Source organism: Nostoc sp., from assembly GCF_036919495.1.
In the GTDB taxonomy this organism is placed as follows: Bacteria; Cyanobacteriota; Cyanobacteriia; order Cyanobacteriales; family Nostocaceae; genus Nostoc.
In genome coordinates this window covers 26,367-50,991 of the sequence record NZ_JBALBZ010000088.1, presented here as the reverse complement: position 1 = coordinate 50,991, position 24,625 = coordinate 26,367, and the positions used below count along the sequence as shown (strand labels likewise).

Below are 24,625 nucleotides of genomic sequence, written 5' to 3'. Positions count from 1 at the left end.
TCTTATTGACAAAACTAGACCTATCTTTTTCTACCATAAATTGCTGCTTTCTTTATCTCATAAGCTTTTTAGCCTATTTTGTCGCCCCGTCAGCATTATCTGACTCTACTAATAATTCTACTAATCTCAATTGCTCGTTATTGAGCTTCGGTTTTTGACCTCCTCCGTGAGGCTTTGCCTCAACTGTTCCACTGTTACGGTATCGCCTGAGTAAACTTTGAACAAAACTCAAGCTGACGCTAAATCTTTTTGCCAGTTCTCGTTGAGAGCCTTCTTGATTAGTATGTGCATTGATCACTTTTTGACGCAGATCACAGGAGTAAGGTTTCATTTCACGAGTACTTAGACGTTAATATACTCCATTATCCCATACTGTATTGCACTCAACTAGGAACCGCTATATTCGCTTTTTCCCGATTTTAGAGTCATGCAGATTAATTCCCCGCAACCGAATTATATGGGCTAGGCAACATGGTCTTCATGCCCAAAAAAAGTTTTCTTGTAGACATGAAACTATTCTTTGGTTTACTAAATCGGATAACTATAAATTTAATCTAGATGCTATTAGAGTTCCGCAAAAGTATCAAAATAAGAAACATTATCGGGGAAATCGGAAGGGGGAACTCTCATGTAATCCAGAAGGGAAAAATCCTAGTGATATTTGGCTATTTCGGAATGTGAAACACAACCATGAAGAACAAACTATACATCCTTGCCAATTTCCAGAAGACTTGGTAGCTAGAATTATCTTAGCTACAACTAACAAAAATGATATTGTTTTAGATCCATATATAGGATCTGGTACTGCGGCGGTGGTTGCTAGAGATTATGAACGGCATTTTATCGGATTATTACGTCTCCTTTTGGTATTTCAATAGTTCTTCGATAAAAGCAAGGGGATCTATTTCAAGGACTTGGGCAACTTGTAAAAATTCAATCACGTCAAGACGACGCTCTCCACGTTCATACTTTGATACATAGGATTGCGGAAGCTCTAACTTTGCCGACAACTCTGCTTGAGTGAGCTTGGCAGCTTTGCGGGCTTCGATAAGTAGCTGGCGAAACCGATTATACTCTTCGCTGAAAACTGATTTAGGCACTTTAACTTGCCTTTTTTCTGGCGATCATTTATTCGATCTCGATGAGAGTTAGTTAGTACATATTGCTGAACTCAGTTAAATTATAAAACCTGATATGGGATAAACCCCAAATAGGTTTTAGAAAGCTACTAGGAAGACAGCACGCGCGATGATCGTACTCTGAAATTCCCCAAGCTCGTAAAGGGGAAGTCGCTGTATGTCTAAATCTGTGGTTTCATTTGAAGGATATTGAATTTTGCAAGATATCTACTTTATGATGAAGGTTGCACCCGCCATTATAGTACTAGGTCAAAATAGCGTCACAGTAGCACGCAAAATAATCACTGTCCTACCAGGGGCGACGCTATACGGTCTAGCGGGTCGCACATCGGGAGTTGATGTCACCTTCACAAATTTTGGCGAGACGTTGCGCGAGTTATTTGTCCAGGGAACGCCGTTGATTGGCATTTGTGCCGCCGGTATTTTAATTAGGACATTAGCTCCCGTACTCTCGGATAAACGAGAGGAATCACCAGTGCTAGCTGTGGCTGAAGATGGTAGTGCTGTTGTGCCGCTCTTGGGCGGACTTGGTGGGGTAAACGATTTGGCACGTCGCATTGCCGAAGCCCTTGATGTGAAGCCTGCAATTACGACCACAGGCGATTTACGTTTGGGTACAACGCTGTTATCTCCTCCCCCCGGATACCATTTAGCGAACCCAGACGATGCGAAGAAATTTATCTCAGATTTGCTAGCTGGGGCACAAGTTAAACTACAAGGCATCGCACCTTGGTTAAATGATAGCAAACTACCGATAGATCCCAAGGGAAATTTGACCATCCAAGTTACGGAACGTTTGGTAACTCCTACAGCCAACTGCCTTGTCTATCACCCAGCAACGATCGCGATCGCAATTAGTGGCATGATTGATAATGCAGTAGCTTTAGTACAGCAGCTACTAGCTGATGCCGCACTAGAAAAAGCATCAGTTGCCGGCATATTTGCACCCACGATCGCTACTGCCGATCCAGCAATCCACGCCGTAGCTAGCGCCTTGGGAGTGCCTGCCCGCTTTTTTACCCCAAATCAGCTAGAAAGCTTACTTTCACAAGGTTATAGCCCCGCCCAAGCCGTAGCGATCGCTGCCACAGGCACATCCCCCATTAGTGCCTCATCCCCCCACGTTGCGATCGCTATTGCCTCTCAACCAATTGACCCCAACACCATCGGTCAGCCACGCGGACGGTTAGCGATTATTGGCACAGGCCCTGGGGGATCGCAATGGATGTCTCCCGAAGTCAAAGAGATACTCAAGTCGGCAACTGACCTAGTGGGTTACAAAACTTATTTGGATTTAGTCGGTTCTCTGGCTGATGGCAAGCAACGGCATGAATCCGACAACCGCGAAGAAGAAGCACGGGCAAAAATGGCCCTTGATTTGGCTGCATCTGGGCGATATGTAGCTGTAGTTTCATCAGGTGATCCCGGTATCTATGCAATGGCAACAGCAGTTTTTGAAGTGTGCGATCGCTATGCTAAAGCCGAATGGGATAGTATCGACATTCATGTAGCACCAGGCATCTCCGCTATGCAGGCAGCAGCAGCAGCGATTGGTGCCCCCCTTGGACATGACTTTTGCGCTATTTCCCTTTCGGATATTTTGAAGCCTTGGTCTGCGATCGCACAACGAATTACTGCTGCTGCTGAGGCTGATTTCGTCATTGCTTTCTACAATCCTGTTTCCAAAGAACGGACTTGGCAACTAGCAGAAGCGAGAAATATTTTGCTGCGACATCGAACACCGGATACACCGATAGTGTTGGCACGGAATCTCGGCAGACCAGGACAGACGGTAAAAGCGATCGCACTTGACCAGTTAACACCAGCAACCGCCGATATGCGGACAATTATTCTCGTCGGTTCTACAAAAACCCGAACCATCAAACGCCGCGATGGTAATATCTGGGTTTATACGCCGCGTCGCTATACCGAATAGTAGGCATCATTAGCAACTTCTCCTTTGACGTTTCTGTGTTTCGTGCAGTCTGTAATAACTTCTGCCTTGACGTTTGGGTGTTTCGCGCAGTCTGTAGCAACTTCTGCCTTGACGTTTGGGTGTTTCGCGCAGTCTGTAGCAACTTCTGCCTTGACGTTTGGGTGTTTCGCGCAGTCTGTAGCAACTTCCGCTTTGACGTTATCAGAAACACACTTGCGTTATATAACCCTGGTTACGGTATTACGCAATATAGGGATGCCTGCGGCGGTAAACTACGCTCAACCGGAACAGATAGCTTACAAATTTCTGCTTAATGGAGAAACAGAAACAGGTAGTCTAACTTACCAGCAATTAGATGTAGAGCGAAAAGCGTTTTATGTACCTGACTCAAAAGAACCGCGAGTAAAAAGGGGGTTGTATCGGAGTGCATATGGACATCTGGTTAATGCGGATTCCAATGGGGCTGCGAATATCGGAAGAAAAAGTAAGCAGAATGGTTTTACCGGACTGTCTAGAGGCTGTTTGGCACAGGCGTTACGAATCAAGATCCACTAGGGTTTTATCTCTTAAGAATCTCAGTCACTTTAGTCCTGAGAATGTCAATCGGGTCTTAAATCGTTAGATAATTCCACAATACCCCTAGATCCATCAATCCTGACTCGTTGACCATCTTGCAGTAGCCATGTAGCGCCTCGAACATCCATTACAGCTGGAATTCCATACTCACGAGCAACGATCGCACCGTGAGAAAGTCGTCCACCAACTTCGGCAATTAATCCTCCAGCCCTTAATAAAAAAGGTGCCCAGCCGGAATCTGTGTAAGGTACTACTAGAATCGTATCTCGGTCAATCTCCGGCACGTCTTGTAAATTTCGCAACACTTTCACCCGACCTTCAACTTGTCCGGGACTGGCTCCAATGCCTTGTAAGATTTGGTCAGAGTAGAGCAGAGAGGGAGCTAAAGGGTGAGGGGGTGTATTGCCATAGACTAAAAGGGGTACTTGAATGATCTCGCTATCTTGGAGGAATTGCGATCGCCTCAATTTGACCAACTCATCCAACTGCTTAATTAACCTGGAATCTCCACCCACAACCAGACGCCGCACTTCATCAAAGTTGAGAAAAAAGATATCTCCTGTTTTCTTGAGTAAGCCGGACTTTAACCAAATCTTCTCTAAAGCCACAAAACTCCAACGCAATTCAGCTAAAAGCCGTGAATAAACTTCGGTAACTCGTCCTTTGATATCTACACGCCGTTGCACAAAAGAGCGTTTGCCCTTACCAGCAAAGATGCTATTAATTGCGTCTTTAGCGCCTGATTGTGGTTCGTTACCCTGCATTAACTGCACAAACATCTGCTTAATCATCTGGGGATTCTCCCGCCAAGTCGGAACGGAAATATCAGTTCCCACTTCACTTAAATAGCCGTAATCCTGAAGCAATTCGTCAAATTCTTGGAGGATCTTCTCTCCCTCTGGGGTTTGCTTTAATTGCTCAAATACCTGCTGTGGCTCAAACTCAAGCAATACTTCCTTGGCATCTGTAGCGATTGCACTGAGCGATCGCAATGCGGCGATCTCTGGGGTGACGCTATGATCAATTTGCCCATCCTTCACGCGAAAAATCCCCTGGCGGAGGGCAGCACTCAAGGGAGCTAGAATGCTGTAATATGTTCCTTGACGCAGCAACTCCAGAATAAAGTCAATTCTTAACAACAGCTTGGATGGTTCCAAGTTATCTATATCTGACTGCGCCAACTGCGACAACCCAGGAATGAACAGTTTATGATAATCCCGCTTGAAGTCTTTTTCTAAACTTAATTCCCGCTTCAGTAACCTCCCTAGTCCTGGCAAATTTTCCCAGGTTGACTCCCAAGACGGTTTACTTAATTTAGCTCCTCTGGTTAAAAATTCCAGACTTTCGGACGGCAATCCCATGCGGAGAAAAATATTCCCTAAGAGGGATGCGTTAAAGTAGGCTCTGGAATAATGCAGAGTTGCTGTTTCGGCGAAATCTAACCCCAAAGCGCGATCGCCTAAAACTAAAGTAAAAAGTTCTCCCCATGCTCCACAAGTTAAGGGACGATTAATTGACCATGTTAAGGGGTGAATTACTCCCGGAATCACTTCGGCGGCGATTTTGCGTGTCCACATCGGTAGTAGAGTGGTGATCGGTCGAGATTGCAACACCCAAAGCGTTTGACCGTCGTAACTCCACTCTATATCTTGAGGAGTGCCATGATAGCGTTTTTCGAGTCGGTGGGCTAAGTATGCGACTTGCTTGATCAATGCTTGTGGTACTCGTCCTTCACCCTCTAATTGCACAGAGGAAGAGTTTTCTGTTTCCAAGACAAAAGCGCGATATTGTTCTGGTGTGACTTTTCCCGAAACGACTTGCGTCGGGCTGCCTGGAAGGGCTTCGATGATGATCGCATCACTTTGCTGGGTAATGGGATCGCGGCTGAAAGCGACACCAGAAAATACACTTTGGACTTGTTGTTGAATCAACACAGCCATTGCTGAGTCATTTAAGCCGCGATCGCGCCGATATTGCACGGCAGATGGCTGATTATAGGAAGCTTGAACTTGGGCGATCGCTGACTGCAATCCCTCTGGGCTGGTAACATTTAAAACTGTTTCATACTGTCCAGCCGCAGAAGCCTGTTCTGAGTCTTCTCCAATGGCAGAAGAACGCACCACTAAGGGGGATAATTCTGATGGCTGGAGAAATTCTGTCAACAGTTCTGGATCATCGATTGGGGCAAGTACCCACCCCTTTGGGACTGGATAGCCCCAGCGCTTAATTTGAGATAATGTTGCTGCCTTTTCTCCGACAATCGCAGCATCCAACTCTTCATCTAGAGAAACCATCGCGCGACCGCCGCGTAAAAATTCCAACATCGCTTGCGATTCGGTTTCTGCATGTTGGGCTGGGAGGTTCAGATCATCAGGAATTTTGGTATAAATCCAGCCCATTAAACCAGCCAAGGCAACAGCAGCTAGCATTCTGGGAATATCGCTAATGTGCAGAAGCGTCACAAACAGAGGAAACAGAAGCAAAACCCCAAATTTGACTACCTGTCTTGATTGCAGAATTGCAAAGCTAATACCTGCAAAGAAAAATACAAATATTGCCACCAGTGGATCATGTACGACAAATCCCCAGACAACATTTGTCGTACCTGCGCCTCTGCCGATCCAATATCTACCGATTACTAGAGCGATGAGAGCAATCAATTCCCAAGACGAGCCATCTGGGAAGAAAATGCGGGTGAGTAAGACTGCTGCAACTCCTTTAAAAGCTTCTGACAAGACTGCCAGAATTCCGACAAACCTACCGCCATGATAAAAGGCAGCTGATACACTAATGTTTCCTGTACCAACTTGTGATAATTGCTTGCGCGTAAGCGCGTAAGTAATCCATGCAATCAGGGGTAATCCGCCCAAGAGGGGGCAGGCAATTAAAATAACTAAGACACCCCAAGGTTCAAACATTCGGGATTTTGGATTTTAGATTTAAATTTTCCATCTAAAACCTCAAATCTAAAATAATTAAGTTTTTCTGAAATTTTTGATGGTTATTACTAGTTACTGAATGGACACTTGGCTAGAACGGAAACCGTTTTTGCCAGTGTCCTTCTCGGCTACTAATGGTTTTAGTTTAGCGCATAGGCAGCTTGCAGCGCCCAGATGATCAGAGCCGCGATCGATCCCAGAAGCAACACGGTAGAGATAGTGACTACTTTTGGGGAATCTGCACCCTCAAATTTCATAATTCCGCGATTTAAGTCGGACACAGCTTTCTAATCCTCTTCTGTTGGAGCCTGAAACATTTGTCCGTTTTGATTGTAGTCTTTCTATTTGCGGATGATGTTAAATTCCTAATATTATTTTGTTTAAGCTTGAGAATTTTTCCATCACCACGATTACTTATTTCTTTAGAGGTATTAATCTTATTTTTACCATGATCAGGTATAGGGCATGGGGAAGAAGCAGAGGAGCAGAGGGGAAGGCTGAAAATGCTAGGGATTTTGTAATTAAATTACAAGAACAAGCAGAAAAGCAGAGGGGAAGGCTGAAAATACTAGGGATTTTGTAACTAAATTACAATATGTACTAAAATCAAGGACTTGAGTCACAAAGAGAGCAATCATGGCATCCATCCGCGAGTTGCACCAACAACTGGTTACAAAAGAACGTTCTGCCGTTGAAATTACCCAAGAAGCTTTAGACCGTATTCAAGCGTTAGAGCCGAAATTGCACAGCTTTTTATGTGTTACCGCAGAACGGGCATTAGAGCAGGCGGGTGCTGTGGATGCCAAAATTGCTGCGGGAGAAGAAATTGGGCTATTAGCAGGGATTCCAGTGGGGATCAAGGACAATTTATGTACCAAGGGAATTCCTACCACCTGCGCTTCCCGGATTTTGGAGAATTTCGTGCCACCTTATGAATCAACGGCGACGCAAAAACTGGCAGATGTTGGGGCGGTAATGGTAGGTAAAACCAACTTGGATGAGTTTGCAATGGGTAGTTCCACCGAAAACTCTGCCTACCAAGTCACAGCTAATCCTTGGGATTTGTCACGAGTTCCAGGTGGTTCTTCGGGGGGTTCTGCGGCTGCGGTGTCGGCCGAAGAATGTGTGGTTGCTCTCGGTTCTGATACTGGCGGTTCGATTCGCCAACCTGCATCTTTTTGCGGTGTGGTGGGAATGAAACCGACTTATGGTTTAGTTTCCCGTTATGGTTTGGTGGCTTACGCTTCGTCTTTGGATCAAATTGGGCCATTTGCAAACACAGTGGAAGATGCGGCAATATTATTAAGTGCGATCGCAGGTCACGATCCCAAAGACTCTACCAGCCTGAAAGTTGCCATTCCCAACTACGCCGCCAGCTTAAAACCAGACTTGAAACCCAGACGTCAGCTAAGAATTGGGATCATTAAAGAAACTTTTGGTGAAGGGTTGGACTCTGTAGTGGAACAAGCTGTTACCAAAGCAGTAGATCAACTACAAAGTTTGGGAGCAGAGATTCAGATAGTATCCTGTCCCCGCTTTCGCTATGGCTTACCCACCTACTACATCATCGCCCCATGCGAAGCGTCAGCAAACCTGGCTCGTTACGATGGCGTTAAATATGGGTATCGCGCTCCTGATGCGGATAATCTGCTATCGATGTATACTCGTACCCGTGCCACTGGTTTTGGTACAGAAGTTAAACGCCGGATTATGATCGGCACTTACGCACTTTCGGCTGGCTATTATGACGCCTACTACCTGAAAGCCCAAAAAGTCCGCACCCTGATTAAACAAGATTTTGAAAGAGCTTTTGGCGCGGTTGATATCTTAGTTTGTCCCACATCTCCCACTACAGCATTCAAAGCAGGGGAAAAAACTACTGACCCCTTGAGTATGTATTTAACTGACTTGATGACTATTCCGGTGAATCTTGCTGGTTTACCTAGTTTAAGTTTGCCATGTGGTTTTGATGATCAGGGGCTACCCATAGGATTACAACTAATTGGCAATGTGTTGCGAGAAGACCAACTGTTTCAGGTAGCTTACGCTTATGAGCAATCCACTACTTGGCATCTGCGTAAACCGCAAATATCTTGAAAATGGGCATTGGGCACTTGTACTGACTTGTACTGAGCGATGTCGAAGTAGCGAAGTCGTTGGCGCAGCCTAAGAAGAGAAGTATTGGGCATTTTCCTTGTCCCCTTGTCTCCCTCATCTCCCTCATCTCCCCTCCTCCCCCACTCCCACCCTGCTTTTTAAGTCATTTATCAGCCTGATTAGGAACCATTAACTGTTGAATATTGACTTCTGGAGTCAGGGATTTAGATGTAATTCCTCGTTGATTAAGTGTATAAAAAAGACCAGTAGATGCAGCTATTAATAAGAGAATGTAAGTAACAACAAGAGGTATGTATGTATTTGTTTTGTTGTCTGAATTCTGATGATCATTATTGGAGTCTTGGCGGACAACATTGCTTATAAGAGTATGTGATAAAGCATTTCCATCCAGTCCTAAAGCATCTCCATAGCGACGGATGAATCCTTGAACAAAAATAGGCTCAGGCAATTCTTCAAATCGTTCTTCTTCTAAAGCTTCCAAAACACCTGCTCTAATTAGTGTTTGAGAGGCTATTTCTTCTATGCGGATGGATTTTTCTTGTCTTACTTGTCGCAACTGTGTAGTTATTTCTTTTAGCTGCTCTACTTGAGCTTGGTTTAAGAGCGTCACAGTCTTTTCCTCTATGGGCTAATTCTACTATTCATTGAGAAGACTTAAATGTGCATACGTATTTTTACTGAATAATTTATTTTAGGGAATTTTTTTGAGAATGGTTTAAGCCTAGATTTTCAAATGCTAAAGCTGCTAGAAGTAAGTAATTTTACTGTTTTAATACATATTTTTTAAATAAAAAATTAGAGCAAAAAAGTTAATAAGCTGCAATTTCTAATATAAGTATCGTCTCAACTGCTACTCTGGGCTAGGATAATTGCAGCGTTCACTTCCCCTTAATGGTGATAACACCAAGTCTGAACCTTACTTTGCGTAAGTTCTACGTAACAAAGATTTTGTAAAAGTCAAAAATCTTCATCAAAATTCTATTCCGATATATCGTGATATATCAAAAAATATCCTATAGTAGAGAAAGTTGATTTGAAATTCATTTATGTTTAGACACTTTCGGTCACACTTTGGCGCACCTGCATGGGCAGGAGTTAGCGAAGATGATTTATTGCTTGTGAGGTCTTGGTTTGGGCATGGCAAGCATCATGGTAGAGATCATGGCAAACACTTCGGTAATGAAATGTTTGGTCGTGGTTGGGGAGATGAACATCGGACTCGTCGGGGTGACATCAAGTTCATCCTGCTGGAATTGTTATCCGAGCATCCTAGTCATGGTTACGATCTGATTAAAGAGATGGAAACTCGTTACGGTGGTTTCCGTCGCCTCAGTCCTGGCTCAGTCTATCCAACACTGCAATTGCTGGAGGAAGGTGGTTATCTTAAGAGCGCACAGGAAGGTGGTAAGCGGATTTACACGATTACGGATGAAGGTAGACAATTATTGGCAGAACGTGCCCAACAGCAAACTTCAGACTCTCCTTGGGATACTTTTAAAACTTTCGTGACAGGCAAGCCCCAAGAGTTTATTGAGTTGCGAAATGCCGCAACAGAATTAGCTGCTGTGGTGGTGCAGGTTGCTCGCAGTGGCAATATGGAGCGAATAAATCGGGTGCGTGAGCTTTTAGAGCAAGTTAAACGGGAAATTTACGCGATTTTGGCTGAAAAATGAGTTGGGAGTTAGGAGTTAGAATACAGTTGAGTCGAATATAGACAGACCTAACAAGAACAGCCCCTTCACTTGTAGGGAAGGGGAGTAAGATTCAAAGTCTCTCTGCTTTTAGAACAGAGATCAGATCGATCGCTATAGGGTTCTGTTGACTAATGAAGCGATCGCATTTAAATTTGGCTCGATGAGTGAGTTGAGCAATGTCCATAACTGCAAATCAGTAAAATCTGGAATTGCCATAAATGCGCCGACTGACTGCAAAACTTGCGCCTCGTGGGTGGATGCTATGCCAATGGTGCGGATATCTGCGCTCACGGCGGAACGAATACCAGAGGGAGAGTCTTCTAAGGCGATCGCTTCTTCTGCTGTAATTGCCAACTTCTTCAGGGCAACTTCATAGGGTGCAGGGTCAGGCTTACCTGCAATACAATCATCCGCTAAAATAACTGTATGGAAAGCTTCTTTAATTCCCAAAACCTCCAGCATAAATTCTGCATTTAATCTAGGGGCATTAGTTACTAATGCACGTTTTAACTGATGTGTATCTGTCCATTCTAGGAGTTCAGAAAATCCACTTAGAGGTTTGAGATTAGAGGCGAGTTTACGGAAAAGCGCCTCTTTTTCGTCTGCAAATTTTTGCCCTTCTGCTGCTGATAATTGTGGCAGAATATCCTTGACAATTTCTGGGTTTAGTCCCCCACTAATTCGGGATTTATAAAATGTCTCGTCAATTTCTATGCTATAATTTAACAGCATTTGCTGCCAAGCTCGGTAGTGTATGGGGTCAGTGTTGACAATAGTGCCGTCTAGGTCAAAGAGAATTGCAGCCAGCATGATTTTTTCGTAAAATGTAAATAATTGTTAACTTTATTTAAATAGTTTACATTGTTTTTTTGTCCTTAGTGATTGTTCCTTTGTCAATACATGACTTTTGAGGGCATCTGGAAAACCTCCCTAAATCGGGAGCATCTCAGTGAAAGCAAAAATACCAGATGAGAAACAAGATTCTTGCTCCCTCTCCTTACCAAGCGATGCCCTGAGCTTGTCGAAGGGGAGAGGATTGGGGTGAGGTTTTACAAGGCTTTTTACGAAAGTGAGATGTGTAAGCAAATGCTAGCCGCTACAAACTTTTTTCGCGTTGATGATTTACTAGTGCAGATTTACAACTCTGAAGTAGAAATCGCCCAGGACGTTGCCGAAATCGCGCAAGAGCATTTACAGCAAGTTCTCAAGGAACAGGATACAGCTGCTGTATTGTTAGCAACAGGTAACTCCCAACTCAAATTTCTTGATGCTTTGATTGCATTGGGTAGTGTGGATTGGTCACGGATTATTCTGTTCCATCTAGATGAATATTTGGGAATTACTGCTGACCATTCTGCTAGTTTCCGGCGCTATCTGCGAGAACGTGTAGAGAAGCGGGTTGAGCCTAAGAAATTTCACTATATAGAAGGTGATACATTACAACCAGTGGCAGAGTGCGATCGCTACACTAAATTATTGCAAGCACAACCAATTGACTTATGCTGTCTTGGTGTTGGCGAAAATGGACATTTGGCTTTTAACGATCCAGCAGTAGCAAATTTTCAAGATCCTTACGCTGTGAAATTAGTGAAATTGGATACAGTGAACCGTCAGCAACAAGTAAGCACTGGTCACTTTGCGAATCTAGAAACTGTCCCACAATATGCTTTTACTGTTACAATCTCGACGATTTGTTCAGCTAAAAAAATTCTCTGTCTTGCTCCAGAAAAACGTAAAGCGAATGTGGTAAAACAGATGTTGGAAGGAGCCATAAGTACAGACTGTCCGGCTTCTATTCTCCGTCAACAATCCCAAGCAACGTTATTTTTGGACGTAAATTCTGCTAGTTTGCTTTCTTGAACTTCTCTCTGAATTCTCAGAGGATCTTCTATAGTAACTCTCTCCTTTTCCATAGCTCAACTCCCACATCAAGCAGACCATTTGTAGGGACACAGCAATGCTCATCGGTGTCAATTTAAGCGAAAAATCGCTTATCTGTTGGCTGACACGCCCGCCTAGAACTAAAGTTCTTTGGCTTTTAGCTAAAGTCTACTCAAGTAGACTAAAGATTTTTCAGATTATTTAGTCATCTTGAGATGACTTTCGCTATTAGCAAGGAACTTCAGTTCCTTGTGGGACATGGATTTTACCTTAAGTTGACACGCATGAGCTTTTTCTGTGTCCCTACGTGTGTCGTATCCATAGAGGCATAGCGGCTACTCTCCGAGTTTTCCAACGCAGTACCCTACGGGTACGAGAACCGCTATATTATGCCCCTACGTGTGTCGTCTATTTAATTCAAAACCTCGTAATAGCCAGAGGCTTTTAAGGAGGTAATGTCTCAAAGCCTATTCTGGACAAAGCTAGTCCAGAAGTTGACATAAACAACGGCTGTACGCCTCGCCTCCTAGAGTGTGGTGAATACTATTTAGAGCGAGAACCTGTTACATCATTAGGATCTCTATAAGCCCGGACTTGATCGCGATTACGAGCCAGACCTGCTAAACCGGCTAGACCAAGTAAACCTAGCCAACCCCAATTGAAACCGCGATCGCTAGTTGTTTGGGAAGTTGTGATACCTGTATTCCTGCTAGTACCTGTTGTGTCAGTGCCTGTTGTATCTGTACCTGTACTTCCACTGCCTGTTGTATCTGTACCTGTACTTCCACTGCCACCAGTACCACTGCCTGTTGTATCTGTACCTGTACTTCCACTGCCACCAGTGCCACTGCCTGTTGTATCAGTGCCTGTAGTTCCACTACCTGTTGTACCAGTACCTGTACCACTACCTGTTGTACCACTACCTAGACCACTACCGCTTGTACCAGTACCTGTACCACTGCCTGTTGTACCAGTACCTGTACCACTGCCTGTTGTACCAGTACCACTACCTAGACCACTACCGCTTGTACCAGTACCTGTACCACTGCCTGTTGTACCAGTACCACTACCTAGACCACTACCGCTTGTACCAGTACCTGTACCACTGCCTGTTGTACCAGTACCACTACCTAGACCACTACCACTTGTACCAGTACCTGTACCACTACCGCTTGTACCAGTACCTGTACCACTACCGCTTGTACCAGTACCTGTACCGCTACCTGAGCTACTGCCACCACTGGAACCTCCGCTGCCGGAACCTCCGCTGCCGGAGCCTCCGCTTTGGGCAGAAACAGAAGGAGGTAAGGACGCAGAGGCGAAACTGATGGCAAAGAGACTAGCCAAAACAGCTTTAGATAAATCAAAAGACTTCATGATTACGGTTCCTTTTATGTTCTAGATATCTGTGGTTGATTGATTTTCAAAACCGATATTGTCTACTCAATCGATTGCTAAATTAGGTAAACTTTGACAAAATATATTGAGGAGTGTTCAACCTAGTTTGTTTTGGAATAATTGAAACCATTTGAAGATCCCACAACAACTGATTATTCGTCAAAGTCAAACTAATTAATGATAAGTAATTACTAATTTATGATTAGGAAGTAACGACCTTGGTCGCTTGTTCACAACAAACAAGGAATAATAAAAAATTAGATTCACTTGCATCATAAATTTTAATTACTTATTGATTCTCAATTATTTTGCCATTCTTAACCAGCATAGCTGCTAATTTTTTGCCTGACTTCTACCATAAGAGTAAAATCACTTCTATCGCAGGAATTAATTTTGCATTAAAGTTAGTCTATGAACGTGAAGATAATTATACCTTTTAGAGCTTGCAATTAGATCAGCAGACCTCAATATAAGCACAATCTTCACACTGGGGGTTTTGCCCTGGATTGGCACATCCACAAACAGGATTCACATAACATTCAAAAGGATCTTTATGTGTCCGGTATTTTTTGAATATAAAATATAAAGCTGCTTATTGTAGACAAAAAACAAAATCTTCAATTATAAAATTTCGTACTAATCATAATGAATAGAACCATATTTGAGTTACTTATTTAGATGCGTTAACTAAGTAGGCAAGAATAGATCAAACTATGTTAAGCAATTTAAAATTAATTAAATTGACTTTTAGTAAGGGCTTCAGCCCGAAAAATAGGGCTGAAGCCTTTACTAAAAATCTTTATCCTACACAAAGTTTTAAAACTCTAAAAATAACTGCCGTCAGCAAGAACTGCCTCATCCCCAACAAATAACTAAACAAGCGTGCGATTCCTCTTTAGGGCTTTGCTATTCAACTTTTTCATACCAGATGCCTACTCTCTCAAAAGCACTATAAGCAAGCTTCAGAAAATTCATTACTCTCTGTCTGCCAATTACGCCAAATTCTTTATACTCTCTCGCCTCCGCAAACGTCAGGCGATTTTGGTCAATTACGTTTCTTTCTTTATATGCTAACTTCGGAAAATCCATAACTTTTATCTTATATTTATTTCCTATTTTCTGAAAGTTTGAGTCTGACTCTATATGCTCCCAATCATCACACAGCCCTAAATTCCTCACCAGAATATGAGAGATTCTCTCACCATAGGTATTCACTGACTGAGTAAACAGGTTCATGCTGTCGTATCCTCCTGTCGATACAAACCATTTGCAAAACATCACTCCCTGCGAACTCCCTAGTTCAAATAATTGATTAGAGTCAATCCACCCTTGTACTGCTCTATGCGATTGTGCAGCTAAATTCACAATTACTGGCCTCTCTATCGCCCACTCAAATATTTTATCTGCCTTATCTGCCTGTCGTTCATTCTCGCTAAACACAGCATACTTACATATCTCCTTATACACCCCTGCTACATCTGGATTCGATCTATCTGTCTCTACTGGTACAAACGGGATTTTTTTATCCAGACAATACTGAATCATTGTCCTAGCAAAGAGAGACTTTCCTACCCCGCCTTTTTCACCATCCACCAAATGAATCGTCGGCATTACAGCCACCTCTAATACTTATTAAACTCGTCTGATACATCTTTCCCAGGCTTAGAACTTTTTGGCGGTTGCCGCCTAGTAGTTTTGGTAGTTTTATCAGATGCCTTTATCTCATCCTTTGATTCTTGCTGAATTTGAATCTCTGGAGTTAGCTTTTCTAAAGAAGTCTCAAGAACAAGAGAGTCTCCAGTTACTGAGGCCGATTGTGACATTACTGATGATTCTGTTGAAATCTGAGTACAATTCTCAGCAGATAAAATTGGTTTTAGTTTAACCCCTCTTTTGCCAAAACGTTTTTCTTTCTCAATCTCAGTTAAGTATTGCTTGAATGTCACTGCCAAAACTTTTATTTTTTGAGTTTTGAGGTTCTCAGAAAGGTTTTGATAGCTATAACCTTTTTTCAGAGCCGATTCAAGCTCAACTCGCATAAAGTAAACACTCTCTGGCAGTGATAGTTCTTCTTTATCCTTCTCTTCTAGCTTTTCTAGGGAAGCTAGAGTCGCTTGGAGTTTATCAATAGGAATTTTCTGCCTTGGGCTTGTGCGTACCATTCGTTCTGTTGAATCGGCTCAAAATTTAATTAATCTTATCAATCCACACCCTCTTGTGTGGATTGATAAGATTATACATATTATTGAACAAGCTCTACTGAATAAACCAGTATATGCCCTTTACCCCTTCCCCTTTCTGAAACTTGGCCCAGAAGATGTAGTTTCTCCAACTCCTTGGAATTATCAGCCATCCCTGACTAGGATATTGACTTTGAACGCTTTTAAATGGTAGCTTTTGTTATAGAATATGTGCCACAAGATGTCTGGGACTTAGGTAAAACTACACGCTTTAGGGACAATACCCTGCGGTCAGCTAAAGCTACATAAATTGCCCCTACCTAAAAATCATTCTTTTCAGCTATTGTTTAGTTTTTACTTTCTCAAGAGAATTAATATCAGTAGACATTCTGTGTTACCTTGCACGACGATACAATATTCCCCTGTGTCTCGGAGAGCGATGTCACACGAAAAAGCTGCTGCTTCGTCTACGCTGAGTATGACGAACACTCAGTCAGATGCTCCCATTGAAGAAACTATAAAAAGCTTGGTGTTGGGTATCGTGTATCATCTTTGAGGTATTTTCTTTTCGCATTGATTTAATGACTTTGACAGTTATAGTTTTTTTAAACCTTGAAAAAATCATAAATATTCTATGCCTCGAACCACCTCATCTCCATCCCACTCAACTAGAATAACTCCACTGGCTCTTTCGGAATTACATCTGAGATTAGAGTTTTTAGAAAAAGAACATAAATCGCTACTTAAACAGATTAAGAGAAAGCGAACGGAATTGAAGAACTTTGTTGAACAGATGCGTTCTTTAGCCACTGAAATATTTAATAAAGCTAGTCCCAGCTTCCGAAAAATGGCTGAGTTAGACCAGGATATTCATGCTCTATTTGATGAAATTTTTACTACTAGAAAGTTTGGTAAACAAACCCTCAAAAATATAGAATCAGTTTACCTTAACCTCCAGTTGACAGGAATCATTAGTCTAAAACCGAGGAGCAAACAATCCAATAGAGAGCTAGAGGAACTATTTAACAGTTCCGCTACAGAAGAAGATTTTGCAAGAGAAACTGCTGAAGGTCGCCATCAACATTGGCAAGCACAAGAATCTGTAGAATCTGCATCTGTAGCTAGAACAGAGGATTCTAGAAAAATTCGTCAAACATTTCTGAGGTTAGCTGAAATCTTTCACCCTGATAAGGTAAAAGACAGCGAGACACAGAGATATCATACAGAAATCATGAAAGAAATCAATAAAGCCTACCAAGAAGGAGATTTGGCAAGACTTTTAGAAATCGAAGGGATTCAGCAAGTCGGGGAAGTTATTGACAATAATAGCGAGGATGATTTAACTCGAAAATGTCGAACTCTAGAACAGCAAAATCAAATTCTCCTCACTCAATATGAAAACTTAAAACGAGAACTACGTTTGACAAAAAATACTCCCGAAGGAGCGATGGTTTACGATTGTCGTCAAGCTGCTAAAAAAGGCATTGACTCTATGGCTCAGATGGTAGAAACAATAGAATCTCAAATTAACGTTGTTTCTCAGATTCGGGATTTTGTTAAGGACTTTAGAGAGCAGAAAATTACTATCAAAGACTTTCTCGGTGGACCACCAAAGCTGCACTCCTTAGACGAGGAAATTATGGAAGATATTCTTGAGCAGATGTTGTCAGAATTAATGAGATAGTAAGTGATTTTGATTAAAAATAAGAGTTTGTAGTGAATTAAAGATAAGTTTGCCAAAGTTTACACTACCGTTGTAAAAAATCGCAGCCCTTTCAAGGTGACTTGTAAAATCCCTTTTTTCTCTCAGTGCCCTCTGTGTCTGTGCGGTTTAAAAGTAATTTATTTAACCACAGAGCAGCAGAGAACACAGAGTTAAGAGATTAAAGAGGAATTTCTTAACCAAAATTTTTACCCACCTTGAAAAACCTAGTTCTAAATGCTTCTATAAACAATCCAAAAATTTAATTAGTGCATACAATGAATAATGAGTGTACACAGTATTATTGTTTGTGCTTCGCCACAAAACTTGTTCGGAGTTTGATATAACTTCTACTGAGATTTGTGTTTGCGTCACGTCTTCTACTAGAGAAGACTTTGCACTTCGAGTAACCAAGAATCCCACTCTTTTTAAAGCACGAATAGTCCAGATAATTGCCATCCCCTCACCTATTAAATTAATTTCTCCTTTATGGGATATATGAAGGTGAAATTCCCCAGAAGCAATATCAAACTCTACACCTTCACTCTCGAAAGTATCAGCAAATGAACCACTCAACACTAAATCTTCTGGTGCGCCAACGTGTAAAATACCATTAGTTGATAATAACCAAACTTTATCTGCAAGACGCAAAGCTAAATCTAAATCGTGGGTGGAAAGGAGAATCGCTTGATTAGTTTCCCGTGCTAACTGGCGTAACAACTGCATAATTTCCACCCGTCGCGGTAAATCGAGAAATGCTGTTGGCTCATCAAGTAACATAACAATGGGTGACTGAGCTAAAGCACGCGCAATCATGATTTTTTGGCGTTCACCGTCACTTAATTCGCTAACGTGGCGTTGTGCTAAGTGTACTGCTCCTACAGATTTGATTGCCCAATGTACTATAGCTTCATCTTGGGGTGTCAAATTTCCCCACCAATCAGTGTAAGGATATCGTCCCAGAGTCACCAAGGTGTAGGCTGATAGCATTCCTACATCAACTTTTTCGGTGAGTACCAAACTCAGACGTTTGGCTAAGTCTTGTGGTGCTAACTTGTAAATATTTTCGCCTAAGAGTCGTACTTCACCTGATATTGGGGGTTGCATTCCAGCGAGCGATCGCAGTAATGTAGATTTACCCGCACCATTGGGTCCGAGTAAGCAAACAAGTTCCCCAGCTTGCAGAGATATAGAAATATCCGATGCAACACACCGAACAGTTTTTCGTGATGTCTTGTAACCAATAGTCAGGTTGTGAGTTGTTAAAATCGCATCATTCATGACGGAAAAGATTTTTGGGAATTACGCCGCAGAATTACCCAAGTAACAACAGGAGTTCCTATCAAAGCGGTGACAGCATTTAAAGGTAAAACCATCTGACTTACCCATAGTTGGGAAAACAAATCTGCAAACAATGCTAAGATTGCACCCATTATTGTTACACTGGGAATTAATATCCGATGGTCGGAAGTATTAAAAAGACTACGACATAAATGGGGAATTGCTACACCTAAAAATGCAATGGGACCACAAAAAGCGGTAATTGCTCCAGCTAATATAGATGCACTAGCAATAATAGAAAATCTGCTTTTCTGCACAGTTAAACCTAAACTACGTGCATAAGATTCACCCAGTAGAAGTGCATTCAAAGATTTTGATTGCAACACTGCTCCCAATAAACTCAAAAGTATCACTGGAATTAAAACAACTAACTGTTTCCAAGTCACCCCAGCAAAACTACCAAAAGTCCACATAATATAACTTTGAATGCGTTCTTTTGAGCTAAACTGCAACAAAATACTTACTATTGCACTAGTAGCATAACCAAACAATAAACCTAAAATTAATAGTGTCATCGTATCTTGCACTCGGCGAGAAACAACTAACATCATCCCTAAAACTGATGCTGCGCCGAGACTTGCTGCTATGACTAAACCAAAATCACTAATGATTCCCAAATCTGCTAATAATGTTGGTGTCGTAGCACTTGCTGTCAGCACAACTAACGCTACACCTAAACTTGCACCAGAACTAATACCCAATACAAAAGGCCCCGCTAAGGGATTTTTAAATAGGGTTTGCATTTGCAAGCCACTCACACCTAAAGCCGCACCTGCTAAAGTTGCAGTTAAAGCTTTAGGTAGGCGAAATTTGAGAATAATATGAGTCCATGTCACTTTTTCTGCTTCTTGTCCGAGCAGAATTTTTATGACTTCCTTAACAGGGATATCAACTGAACCTAAAGCCAAGTCTAATAAAAAAGCAAAGATTAAACTTATAAGTATAATTAAAAAAATAATAGTTTTGAAAACCGGAGTTTTTTGGGTTAATAGGGGAGTTTTAATTTTATATTTTTTGCTTAACATTATTAAATAAGTTTGTGGTAATAAAATAACTGATGATTAGGTAATATCTCTGGATGCAGTATTTTAATCAAATCTGATAGAACTATATCTGGGTTACTAATACCACTTTCCCAGTAATCATTACCTCCATTCACATTAACGCGAGCATTATTATTATAAAGATTTCCGTTTTTCACAGCATTAAAATCAGCATACCGATTATCTTCTGCTACTAAATCCTTTAAATTCTTCCAAGATTGGCTAAAATTCAACCAGTAGTCAGCATTGGCTGCACGTTCCAAAACGACTTCAAAAGATAAAGGTAAACTAACAGAGGATTTCTCATCACGCCAGAGATAGTTTGCTCCTGCGTCAGCGAAATATTTAGCTACATAACTTTTACCTCCAGGCATATACCAAGTTCCTTTAAAATTGAATCCCACGAATACAGGTGGACGATTTTTTACAGATTTAGCTTTTTGAGCTACTCGTTCATATTTATTGGCAATTTCACTAAATATTTTTTCTGCTTGCTCGTCTTTATTAAAAAATAGAGCAGTAAATTTTAACCATTCACTTCTTCCCAATGGTGTATCTTCCATATATTCAGCATTTATCCCCACTTTCAAACCTGCCTCAGTGAGTTTAGCATAACTATCAGTTTGGGAATTGCCGCTACTATAAGTTGTTATCAAGTCAGGATTTAATTCTAATAATTTCTCTATATCCACATTAGAATTATTACCTATTTGTGTCACTTTCCCTGCTTTAATTCTCTCTACAACATCAGGCGTATTTACTTGCTGAGTATTACTAATACCAATCAGCTTATCAACTACACCTAACTTAGCTAAGTGAGGTAAATGAGTAGTAGATAGAGAGACTATGGAATTTATCGGTACTGTGATTATTTGTGCTTGATTAAATCCTTGAGGTGTAGGAGTTCCACATTGGACTAAAACATATTGAAACTTTGTGTTTGCATTCTTCCAAGGATTTTTTATAGTGACGATTTTGTAGTGTTTATGATATTCTACTACCAAGCCTGTTGCATAATTAATCTGAATTTTATTAGGGAAGTAATCAGTATTGGGGTTATATTTTTGAATACAGCCGTTATTATTGGTATTTGTAGATGTGTTAATTGCTGTACTATGGCAAGCAATGATTAAAGTAGCAATTAAGAAGAATTGGCATAAAAAGATAATAGGTTTTGAGTGAGTCAGTTTTACCAATTTCATGGACTTTTAGAGAAATTTCGTTTTTATCTCACCCAGAGAGGAATGCTAAGAAAACAGCTTTATATCTTTGCCTGAGATTTTCCAAAGGATAAATTACACGGAATCTGGTGGATAGCAATGTTCAATAACTTTGTTACCTTTTACCAAGTGTTCATTGACAATAGTTTCAGCTATATTTGAGTTAACACGAGTGTACCAAGTTTTATCATCGGAATAAAATACTACTAGACCTTGTTGGCAAACTTCCAAACAGCCAGATGTCCTCACTTCTATATCTACACCTGCTTTTTAAACTGCTGATTTTAAAGCATCAAACGTGGGTTGCCATTTGCGTGAAGGAAGACAGCGATGCATCAGTATTCCAGCATATAAACCTTGACGAGTTTCATAAGAAAGTCCTGCATTTAAACTATCTGCACCTGCAAATCGCAATTCTTTATCAACTTCGGCAGAATTTGTACTTTTCAAAATCCGGGGATCATTTGCTGTATAACTAACAAAAGCATAGATATTCTTCGCTAGCTGCAAATTTAAAACTGCTTCGATTCCAGTAGTACGAACCTTACCAATATTAATGAATCATCCCCATCTCCTAATTTTGAGTTCCAGGTTAAATCGGTGAGAACTTGGTCTGTGTATTTGCGATCGCTATCAGTCAATGAGTTAAAATAACCTTGATCAAATAATGGCTCAGGAATGGGTACTCCTCCTGGTACTCCTTGGTCTTTACCTAAATATATGGTTGAAAGGGTTAGGGTATTGCGCTTTCCTAAATCTGCCTCCAACTTGACATTAAAGTTATTATAGAGAGTGTCATTATTTTCCCTGGTTCCCTTGAAATTCGCGGATGGGATAGAAAAAGGATAGTTATTTTCAGCTTCGGTACGGTTATAACCTACAACCCAAGAAATATTCCCTACTTTTCCGCTATTGTTGATAGTCTGCAATTAAGGTAGATGGCTAACTTTTGGTTGCTCAAAGTAGCCATACACCATCTGAGAAACTTGACGAATAAAAGCTGTTGCTCTCTCGTCATTATTAGGTCTTCGCACGAAAATTCCTGCTAAATAACGCTTACCTGATGGTGTTTCAATAATACCCGCATCTCCCAATACAAACCTCAGAGTGCCTGTTTTGTGAGCAATACTTGCCCCATAACCCAAACCAGACGGAAGTAAGCTTCTATTATGGCAACGAATCATGATACCTAAAACTTGAGAGCGACTGGTATCAGAAATTAACTGATTATTTGAAATCAAAGCTGACAATCGTACTAAGTCTTTTGCACTAGTTTTATTAGTTCCTTTAAAATCTCCTAACATATTGTTAATCACAGTACTTTGTAATCCCCAAGTGCGAAACCTCTGATTTAAATTTGCCTTACCACCTAAACGGTCGATAATCATATTTGTAGCGGTATTATCGCTAATAGTCATCATTTTAGTTACAGTTTCCAAAAGACTAATCTTAGTTCCCACCCGCCGATACTGCATATCTCCAGAACCACCAGTAACGTGTTTACGTTGCATTACCAATGTTTCATTTAGTTTGATTCTACCTGCATCTATTCCCTGAAACAAAGCAATTAAAATAGGATACTTAATTGTGCTAGCGGCAGAGAAAGGTTGACCGCCATTGATATTTAAATAATCACCTGTTTCTAAGTCCATAAAAAAGATTCCCGGAGTCAGGAATCTGTTGCGAGCAATTAATGCTTTAATTGGAGTTTGTAGTTCCGATATTTCTCGTCCTAAAGGAACTATACCAGTGTATTTAGGAATACCTGTTGGGTTGAGAAAATTGCTTGAGGGAGTTGGGGGAATGAATTTCAGTTCTGGTAGTTGTAAATCTGATTGATTTCCACTCCCGCCATCTGCACTGTCAACTTGATTCGTGTTGAGATTCGCCTTTACTGGCAACGACAGTAGAAAAATACTTATGAGACTAAGTAATAACCAGCGTAGTTTCATGTAGTGGTGTGAGGATAATGTTGGATTGACTTACAGAGATTTCCAGATAAGTAAATGAAATCCGGATTGATTGACATAATATTCACTAAAATATCCCATGTCAATAAATATAGATAACATACATTACTGGAAGTTGAGGGATAAAAATTATGAATTAAAATCAGAATATCAAATAGATAAAATTTACATACATATATCCCATCAAGTAGTTATCTATTTATACAAATAGTCAGAGATTAAGATTGTGGTTTGAGTTTTGCTTGCAATGATTTATACATACCAATCGCGATAAATAAAGCATCCGTAATTGAACCGATTAAAGAAGAATGCAGAATCAATAATTTTACCTATATTGTAAATTATCACAGATGGGGAAGAGTGAAAAACTACAACTTAATTAGGATACAGCAACATTCTTGAGGATGGTCATCGGGCCTTGGGCTTTGAGAATCTCCATTTCGGCTGCATTCCGCACTAGCAAAGCACCAGCGAATCCTAATGAATTCACAGAGATAGACTGGAAATGCTCCTGCGATCGCGGTATGATCAACATCCATTCTCGTGTCACTAGCAGATTATAAGCACCAGATTGCCTTGCATCCAAACCTACAGCATGTCGTAAGGTGCGATAAACTTCCAGTGTTGCTTGGGCTGCTGTAAACAAGGACTGCCCCCAATTGGAATTTAGTGGTGCGAAAGCATGTACAAAAGGAAGTTTTGGTGAAGTTGTGTAGGCTTTTCCTACCGTACCCTTACTCTTAAGCAAGCTATGCGTAGCGGACACCCTAGAAGGTATTGAATTCTGAAATTGTGCTGATGCTAGCAGAGTTTCAATAGGTATTTGTGATCCTGAAGGTGCAAGTGGTAATGGCACTAATTGCAAGTGCTTGTGTCGCTGACTAGCACCTGCGGTTTTGCCACTGTTGTAAAATGCTAAACCATCGAAATCAGCTAGACATGCCCACATAGCCGTAAAATCTTGCACAGTGAGTAAGCTTTCCTGTTCCTCGAAGCCACGGGTGATTATTAGCAGATGATAATCAACAACATTGAATTTATTCAAAATACATACATGGGTATCGGAGATATCCGCCACAAATAAATCCTTTTCGTAGGGTAAGAAAGGATTAAATTCTTGACCAGATGTAGCAGATTGTTTTTGCTGCTGATCCTTGGCGGCTTTTTTGCGATTCAGGTTAGACAAAATCCGCACTAAAAACCGCACATTATCCTGTTCCACAAATTCAAATTCCGTCGGTATCGACAGCAACGCCCCGCATTGCAAAGCATGTTCCGTCTGCTCTTTGACACTTGTCCATAAAGTACCAGCTTTAAGTAAGATTTTACCCTGTGCCATTTTATTCCTTCAGACATGGATGCAACACCAATCGGGTAGCACAGATGTGCTACGCTACGAATGACTATATTCCAATACAGTTCAGTTAAGGTGGGATGCGATAAGTAAAATACCAAACCTTTCATAACAACGCAATACCTCTGCAACAA

General features: G+C 41.3%; 21 protein-coding genes and 2 pseudogenes. 7 read left to right on the top strand and 16 right to left on the bottom strand.

The genetic code is table 11. From position 1 onward, the window contains the following. Positions 1 to 73: 73 nt before the first annotated feature. On the bottom strand, positions 74 to 331 hold the full coding sequence (locus V7K25_RS13505) for a helix-turn-helix domain-containing protein (RefSeq protein ID WP_335158658.1): 258 nt from the start codon (positions 329 to 331) through the stop codon (positions 74 to 76). Between the two features lie 46 nt (positions 332 to 377). Between V7K25_RS13505 and V7K25_RS13500 the strand changes: the two genes are divergently transcribed. After that, a complete protein-coding gene (locus V7K25_RS13500; RefSeq protein WP_335158656.1) occupies positions 378 to 878 on the top strand; it encodes a DNA-methyltransferase in 501 nt (166 codons plus the stop codon). Here the strand turns inward: V7K25_RS13500 and V7K25_RS13495 are convergent. After that, positions 852 to 1,100, bottom strand: coding sequence for a helix-turn-helix domain-containing protein (locus tag V7K25_RS13495; protein ID WP_100897345.1), 249 nt, complete (start codon positions 1,098 to 1,100; stop codon positions 852 to 854). The genes V7K25_RS13500 and V7K25_RS13495 overlap by 27 nt on opposite strands. Positions 1,101 to 1,353: 253 nt before the next feature. On the opposite strand from V7K25_RS13495, the gene cobJ reads away from it, so the two are divergent. Both cobJ and V7K25_RS13485 read left to right on the top strand, forming a co-directional pair. Then, positions 1,354 to 3,075, top strand: a complete 1,722-nt coding sequence (gene cobJ / locus V7K25_RS13490; protein WP_335158663.1) for a precorrin-3B C(17)-methyltransferase — start codon at positions 1,354 to 1,356, stop codon at positions 3,073 to 3,075. 213 nt (positions 3,076 to 3,288) lie between these two features. Further along, positions 3,289 to 3,630, top strand: coding sequence for a hypothetical protein (locus tag V7K25_RS13485; protein WP_335158654.1), 342 nt, complete (start codon positions 3,289 to 3,291; stop codon positions 3,628 to 3,630). A 44-nt stretch (positions 3,631 to 3,674) separates the two neighbouring features. Here the strand turns inward: V7K25_RS13485 and V7K25_RS13480 are convergent, their stop codons facing one another. Together V7K25_RS13480 and V7K25_RS13475 are read right to left on the bottom strand one after the other, a co-directional pair. Then, positions 3,675 to 6,569: a glycerol-3-phosphate acyltransferase gene (locus V7K25_RS13480; protein WP_335158652.1), complete on the bottom strand. Its 2,895-nt coding sequence runs from the start codon at positions 6,567 to 6,569 to the stop codon at positions 3,675 to 3,677. A gap of 161 nt (positions 6,570 to 6,730) precedes the next feature. Continuing rightward, positions 6,731 to 6,871: a hypothetical protein gene (locus V7K25_RS13475; protein ID WP_041565237.1), complete on the bottom strand. Its 141-nt coding sequence runs from the start codon at positions 6,869 to 6,871 to the stop codon at positions 6,731 to 6,733. Positions 6,872 to 7,226: 355 nt separating this feature from the next. Between V7K25_RS13475 and gatA the strand changes: the two genes are divergently transcribed. After that, positions 7,227 to 8,687 carry an Asp-tRNA(Asn)/Glu-tRNA(Gln) amidotransferase subunit GatA gene (gene gatA, locus V7K25_RS13470; protein ID WP_335158650.1) on the top strand — a complete coding sequence of 487 codons (1,461 nt, stop codon included), beginning with the start codon at positions 7,227 to 7,229 and terminating at the stop codon, positions 8,685 to 8,687. A 163-nt stretch (positions 8,688 to 8,850) separates the two neighbouring features. On the opposite strand, the gene V7K25_RS13465 is transcribed toward gatA, so the two are convergent. Next, positions 8,851 to 9,318 (bottom strand): helix-turn-helix domain-containing protein, encoded by a 468-nt coding sequence (locus V7K25_RS13465; RefSeq protein WP_292792444.1) that lies wholly within the window; start codon positions 9,316 to 9,318, stop codon positions 8,851 to 8,853. A gap of 436 nt (positions 9,319 to 9,754) precedes the next feature. Here V7K25_RS13465 and V7K25_RS13460 point away from each other — a divergent pair, with 436 nt between their 5' ends. After that, positions 9,755 to 10,381: a PadR family transcriptional regulator gene (locus V7K25_RS13460; protein ID WP_292792446.1), complete on the top strand. Its 627-nt coding sequence runs from the start codon at positions 9,755 to 9,757 to the stop codon at positions 10,379 to 10,381. Between the two features lie 132 nt (positions 10,382 to 10,513). Here V7K25_RS13460 and V7K25_RS13455 read toward each other — a convergent pair whose 3' ends face one another. Next, complete coding sequence (locus V7K25_RS13455) at positions 10,514 to 11,212, bottom strand: HAD family hydrolase (RefSeq protein ID WP_335158648.1); 699 nt, start codon at positions 11,210 to 11,212, stop codon at positions 10,514 to 10,516. 276 nt (positions 11,213 to 11,488) lie between these two features. On the opposite strand from V7K25_RS13455, the gene V7K25_RS13450 reads away from it, so the two are divergent. Further along, entirely contained in the window at positions 11,489 to 12,262 is a 774-nt protein-coding gene (locus V7K25_RS13450) for a glucosamine-6-phosphate deaminase (protein WP_335158646.1), read from the top strand. Positions 12,263 to 12,826: 564 nt separating this feature from the next. Here the strand turns inward: V7K25_RS13450 and V7K25_RS13445 are convergent. From V7K25_RS13445 to V7K25_RS13435, 3 genes are all read right to left on the bottom strand, one after another. Next, a complete protein-coding gene (locus tag V7K25_RS13445) occupies positions 12,827 to 13,660 on the bottom strand; it encodes a WGxxGxxG family protein (protein WP_335158644.1) in 834 nt (277 codons plus the stop codon). Between the two features lie 927 nt (positions 13,661 to 14,587). Next, positions 14,588 to 15,292 carry a mobilization protein gene (locus V7K25_RS13440; protein WP_292790210.1) on the bottom strand — a complete coding sequence of 235 codons (705 nt, stop codon included), beginning with the start codon at positions 15,290 to 15,292 and terminating at the stop codon, positions 14,588 to 14,590. Between the two features lie 11 nt (positions 15,293 to 15,303). Then, positions 15,304 to 15,843, bottom strand: coding sequence for a hypothetical protein (locus tag V7K25_RS13435; protein WP_335158642.1), 540 nt, complete (start codon positions 15,841 to 15,843; stop codon positions 15,304 to 15,306). Positions 15,844 to 16,495: 652 nt separating this feature from the next. Here V7K25_RS13435 and V7K25_RS13430 point away from each other — a divergent pair. After that, positions 16,496 to 17,545: a J domain-containing protein gene (locus V7K25_RS13430; protein WP_335158640.1), complete on the top strand. Its 1,050-nt coding sequence runs from the start codon at positions 16,496 to 16,498 to the stop codon at positions 17,543 to 17,545. A 261-nt stretch (positions 17,546 to 17,806) separates the two neighbouring features. On the opposite strand, the gene V7K25_RS13425 is transcribed toward V7K25_RS13430, so the two are convergent. The 7 genes and pseudogenes from V7K25_RS13425 to V7K25_RS13395 all read right to left on the bottom strand — a co-directional run bounded on the left by V7K25_RS13425 (position 17,807) and on the right by V7K25_RS13395 (position 24,476). Then, positions 17,807 to 18,844, bottom strand: coding sequence for an ABC transporter ATP-binding protein (locus tag V7K25_RS13425; RefSeq protein ID WP_335158638.1), 1,038 nt, complete (start codon positions 18,842 to 18,844; stop codon positions 17,807 to 17,809). After that, positions 18,841 to 19,929, bottom strand: coding sequence for an iron ABC transporter permease (locus tag V7K25_RS13420; RefSeq protein ID WP_334787906.1), 1,089 nt, complete (start codon positions 19,927 to 19,929; stop codon positions 18,841 to 18,843). Before V7K25_RS13420 ends, V7K25_RS13425 begins: the two co-directional genes overlap by 4 nt. Before the next feature lie 2 nt (positions 19,930 to 19,931). Next, positions 19,932 to 21,149, bottom strand: a complete 1,218-nt coding sequence (locus tag V7K25_RS13415; RefSeq protein WP_335158636.1) for an ABC transporter substrate-binding protein — start codon at positions 21,147 to 21,149, stop codon at positions 19,932 to 19,934. Positions 21,150 to 21,242: 93 nt separating this feature from the next. Then, positions 21,243 to 21,497: pseudogene (locus V7K25_RS13410) on the bottom strand ((2Fe-2S) ferredoxin domain-containing protein); the annotation flags it as partial. Beyond that, positions 21,498 to 22,093 (bottom strand): annotated as a pseudogene (locus tag V7K25_RS13405) (hypothetical protein); the annotation flags it as partial. A gap of 3 nt (positions 22,094 to 22,096) precedes the next feature. Then, positions 22,097 to 23,119, bottom strand: coding sequence for a serine hydrolase (locus tag V7K25_RS13400; RefSeq protein ID WP_292790187.1), 1,023 nt, complete (start codon positions 23,117 to 23,119; stop codon positions 22,097 to 22,099). A 397-nt stretch (positions 23,120 to 23,516) separates the two neighbouring features. Then, a complete protein-coding gene (locus V7K25_RS13395) occupies positions 23,517 to 24,476 on the bottom strand; it encodes an ATP adenylyltransferase family protein (protein WP_335158634.1) in 960 nt (319 codons plus the stop codon). Positions 24,477 to 24,625 lie beyond the last annotated feature (149 nt).

Coding starts and splice junctions, on each gene's coding strand:
- V7K25_RS13455 (WP_335158648.1), bottom strand. CDS start 11,212: ATGCTGGCTGCAATTCTCTTTGACCTAGACGGCACTATTGTCAACACT.
- V7K25_RS13505 (WP_335158658.1), bottom strand. CDS start 331: ATGAAACCTTACTCCTGTGATCTGCGTCAAAAAGTGATCAATGCACAT.
- V7K25_RS13400 (WP_292790187.1), bottom strand. CDS start 23,119: ATGAAACTACGCTGGTTATTACTTAGTCTCATAAGTATTTTTCTACTG.
- cobJ (WP_335158663.1), top strand. CDS start 1,354: ATGATGAAGGTTGCACCCGCCATTATAGTACTAGGTCAAAATAGCGTC.
- gatA (WP_335158650.1), top strand. CDS start 7,227: ATGGCATCCATCCGCGAGTTGCACCAACAACTGGTTACAAAAGAACGT.
- V7K25_RS13395 (WP_335158634.1), bottom strand. CDS start 24,476: ATGGCACAGGGTAAAATCTTACTTAAAGCTGGTACTTTATGGACAAGT.
- V7K25_RS13480 (WP_335158652.1), bottom strand. CDS start 6,569: ATGTTTGAACCTTGGGGTGTCTTAGTTATTTTAATTGCCTGCCCCCTC.
- V7K25_RS13450 (WP_335158646.1), top strand. CDS start 11,489: ATGCTAGCCGCTACAAACTTTTTTCGCGTTGATGATTTACTAGTGCAG.
- V7K25_RS13435 (WP_335158642.1), bottom strand. CDS start 15,843: ATGGTACGCACAAGCCCAAGGCAGAAAATTCCTATTGATAAACTCCAA.
- V7K25_RS13425 (WP_335158638.1), bottom strand. CDS start 18,844: ATGAATGATGCGATTTTAACAACTCACAACCTGACTATTGGTTACAAG.
- V7K25_RS13460 (WP_292792446.1), top strand. CDS start 9,755: ATGTTTAGACACTTTCGGTCACACTTTGGCGCACCTGCATGGGCAGGA.
- V7K25_RS13445 (WP_335158644.1), bottom strand. CDS start 13,660: ATGAAGTCTTTTGATTTATCTAAAGCTGTTTTGGCTAGTCTCTTTGCC.
- V7K25_RS13415 (WP_335158636.1), bottom strand. CDS start 21,149: ATGAAATTGGTAAAACTGACTCACTCAAAACCTATTATCTTTTTATGC.
- V7K25_RS13440 (WP_292790210.1), bottom strand. CDS start 15,292: ATGCCGACGATTCATTTGGTGGATGGTGAAAAAGGCGGGGTAGGAAAG.
- V7K25_RS13430 (WP_335158640.1), top strand. CDS start 16,496: ATGCCTCGAACCACCTCATCTCCATCCCACTCAACTAGAATAACTCCA.
- V7K25_RS13420 (WP_334787906.1), bottom strand. CDS start 19,929: ATGTTAAGCAAAAAATATAAAATTAAAACTCCCCTATTAACCCAAAAA.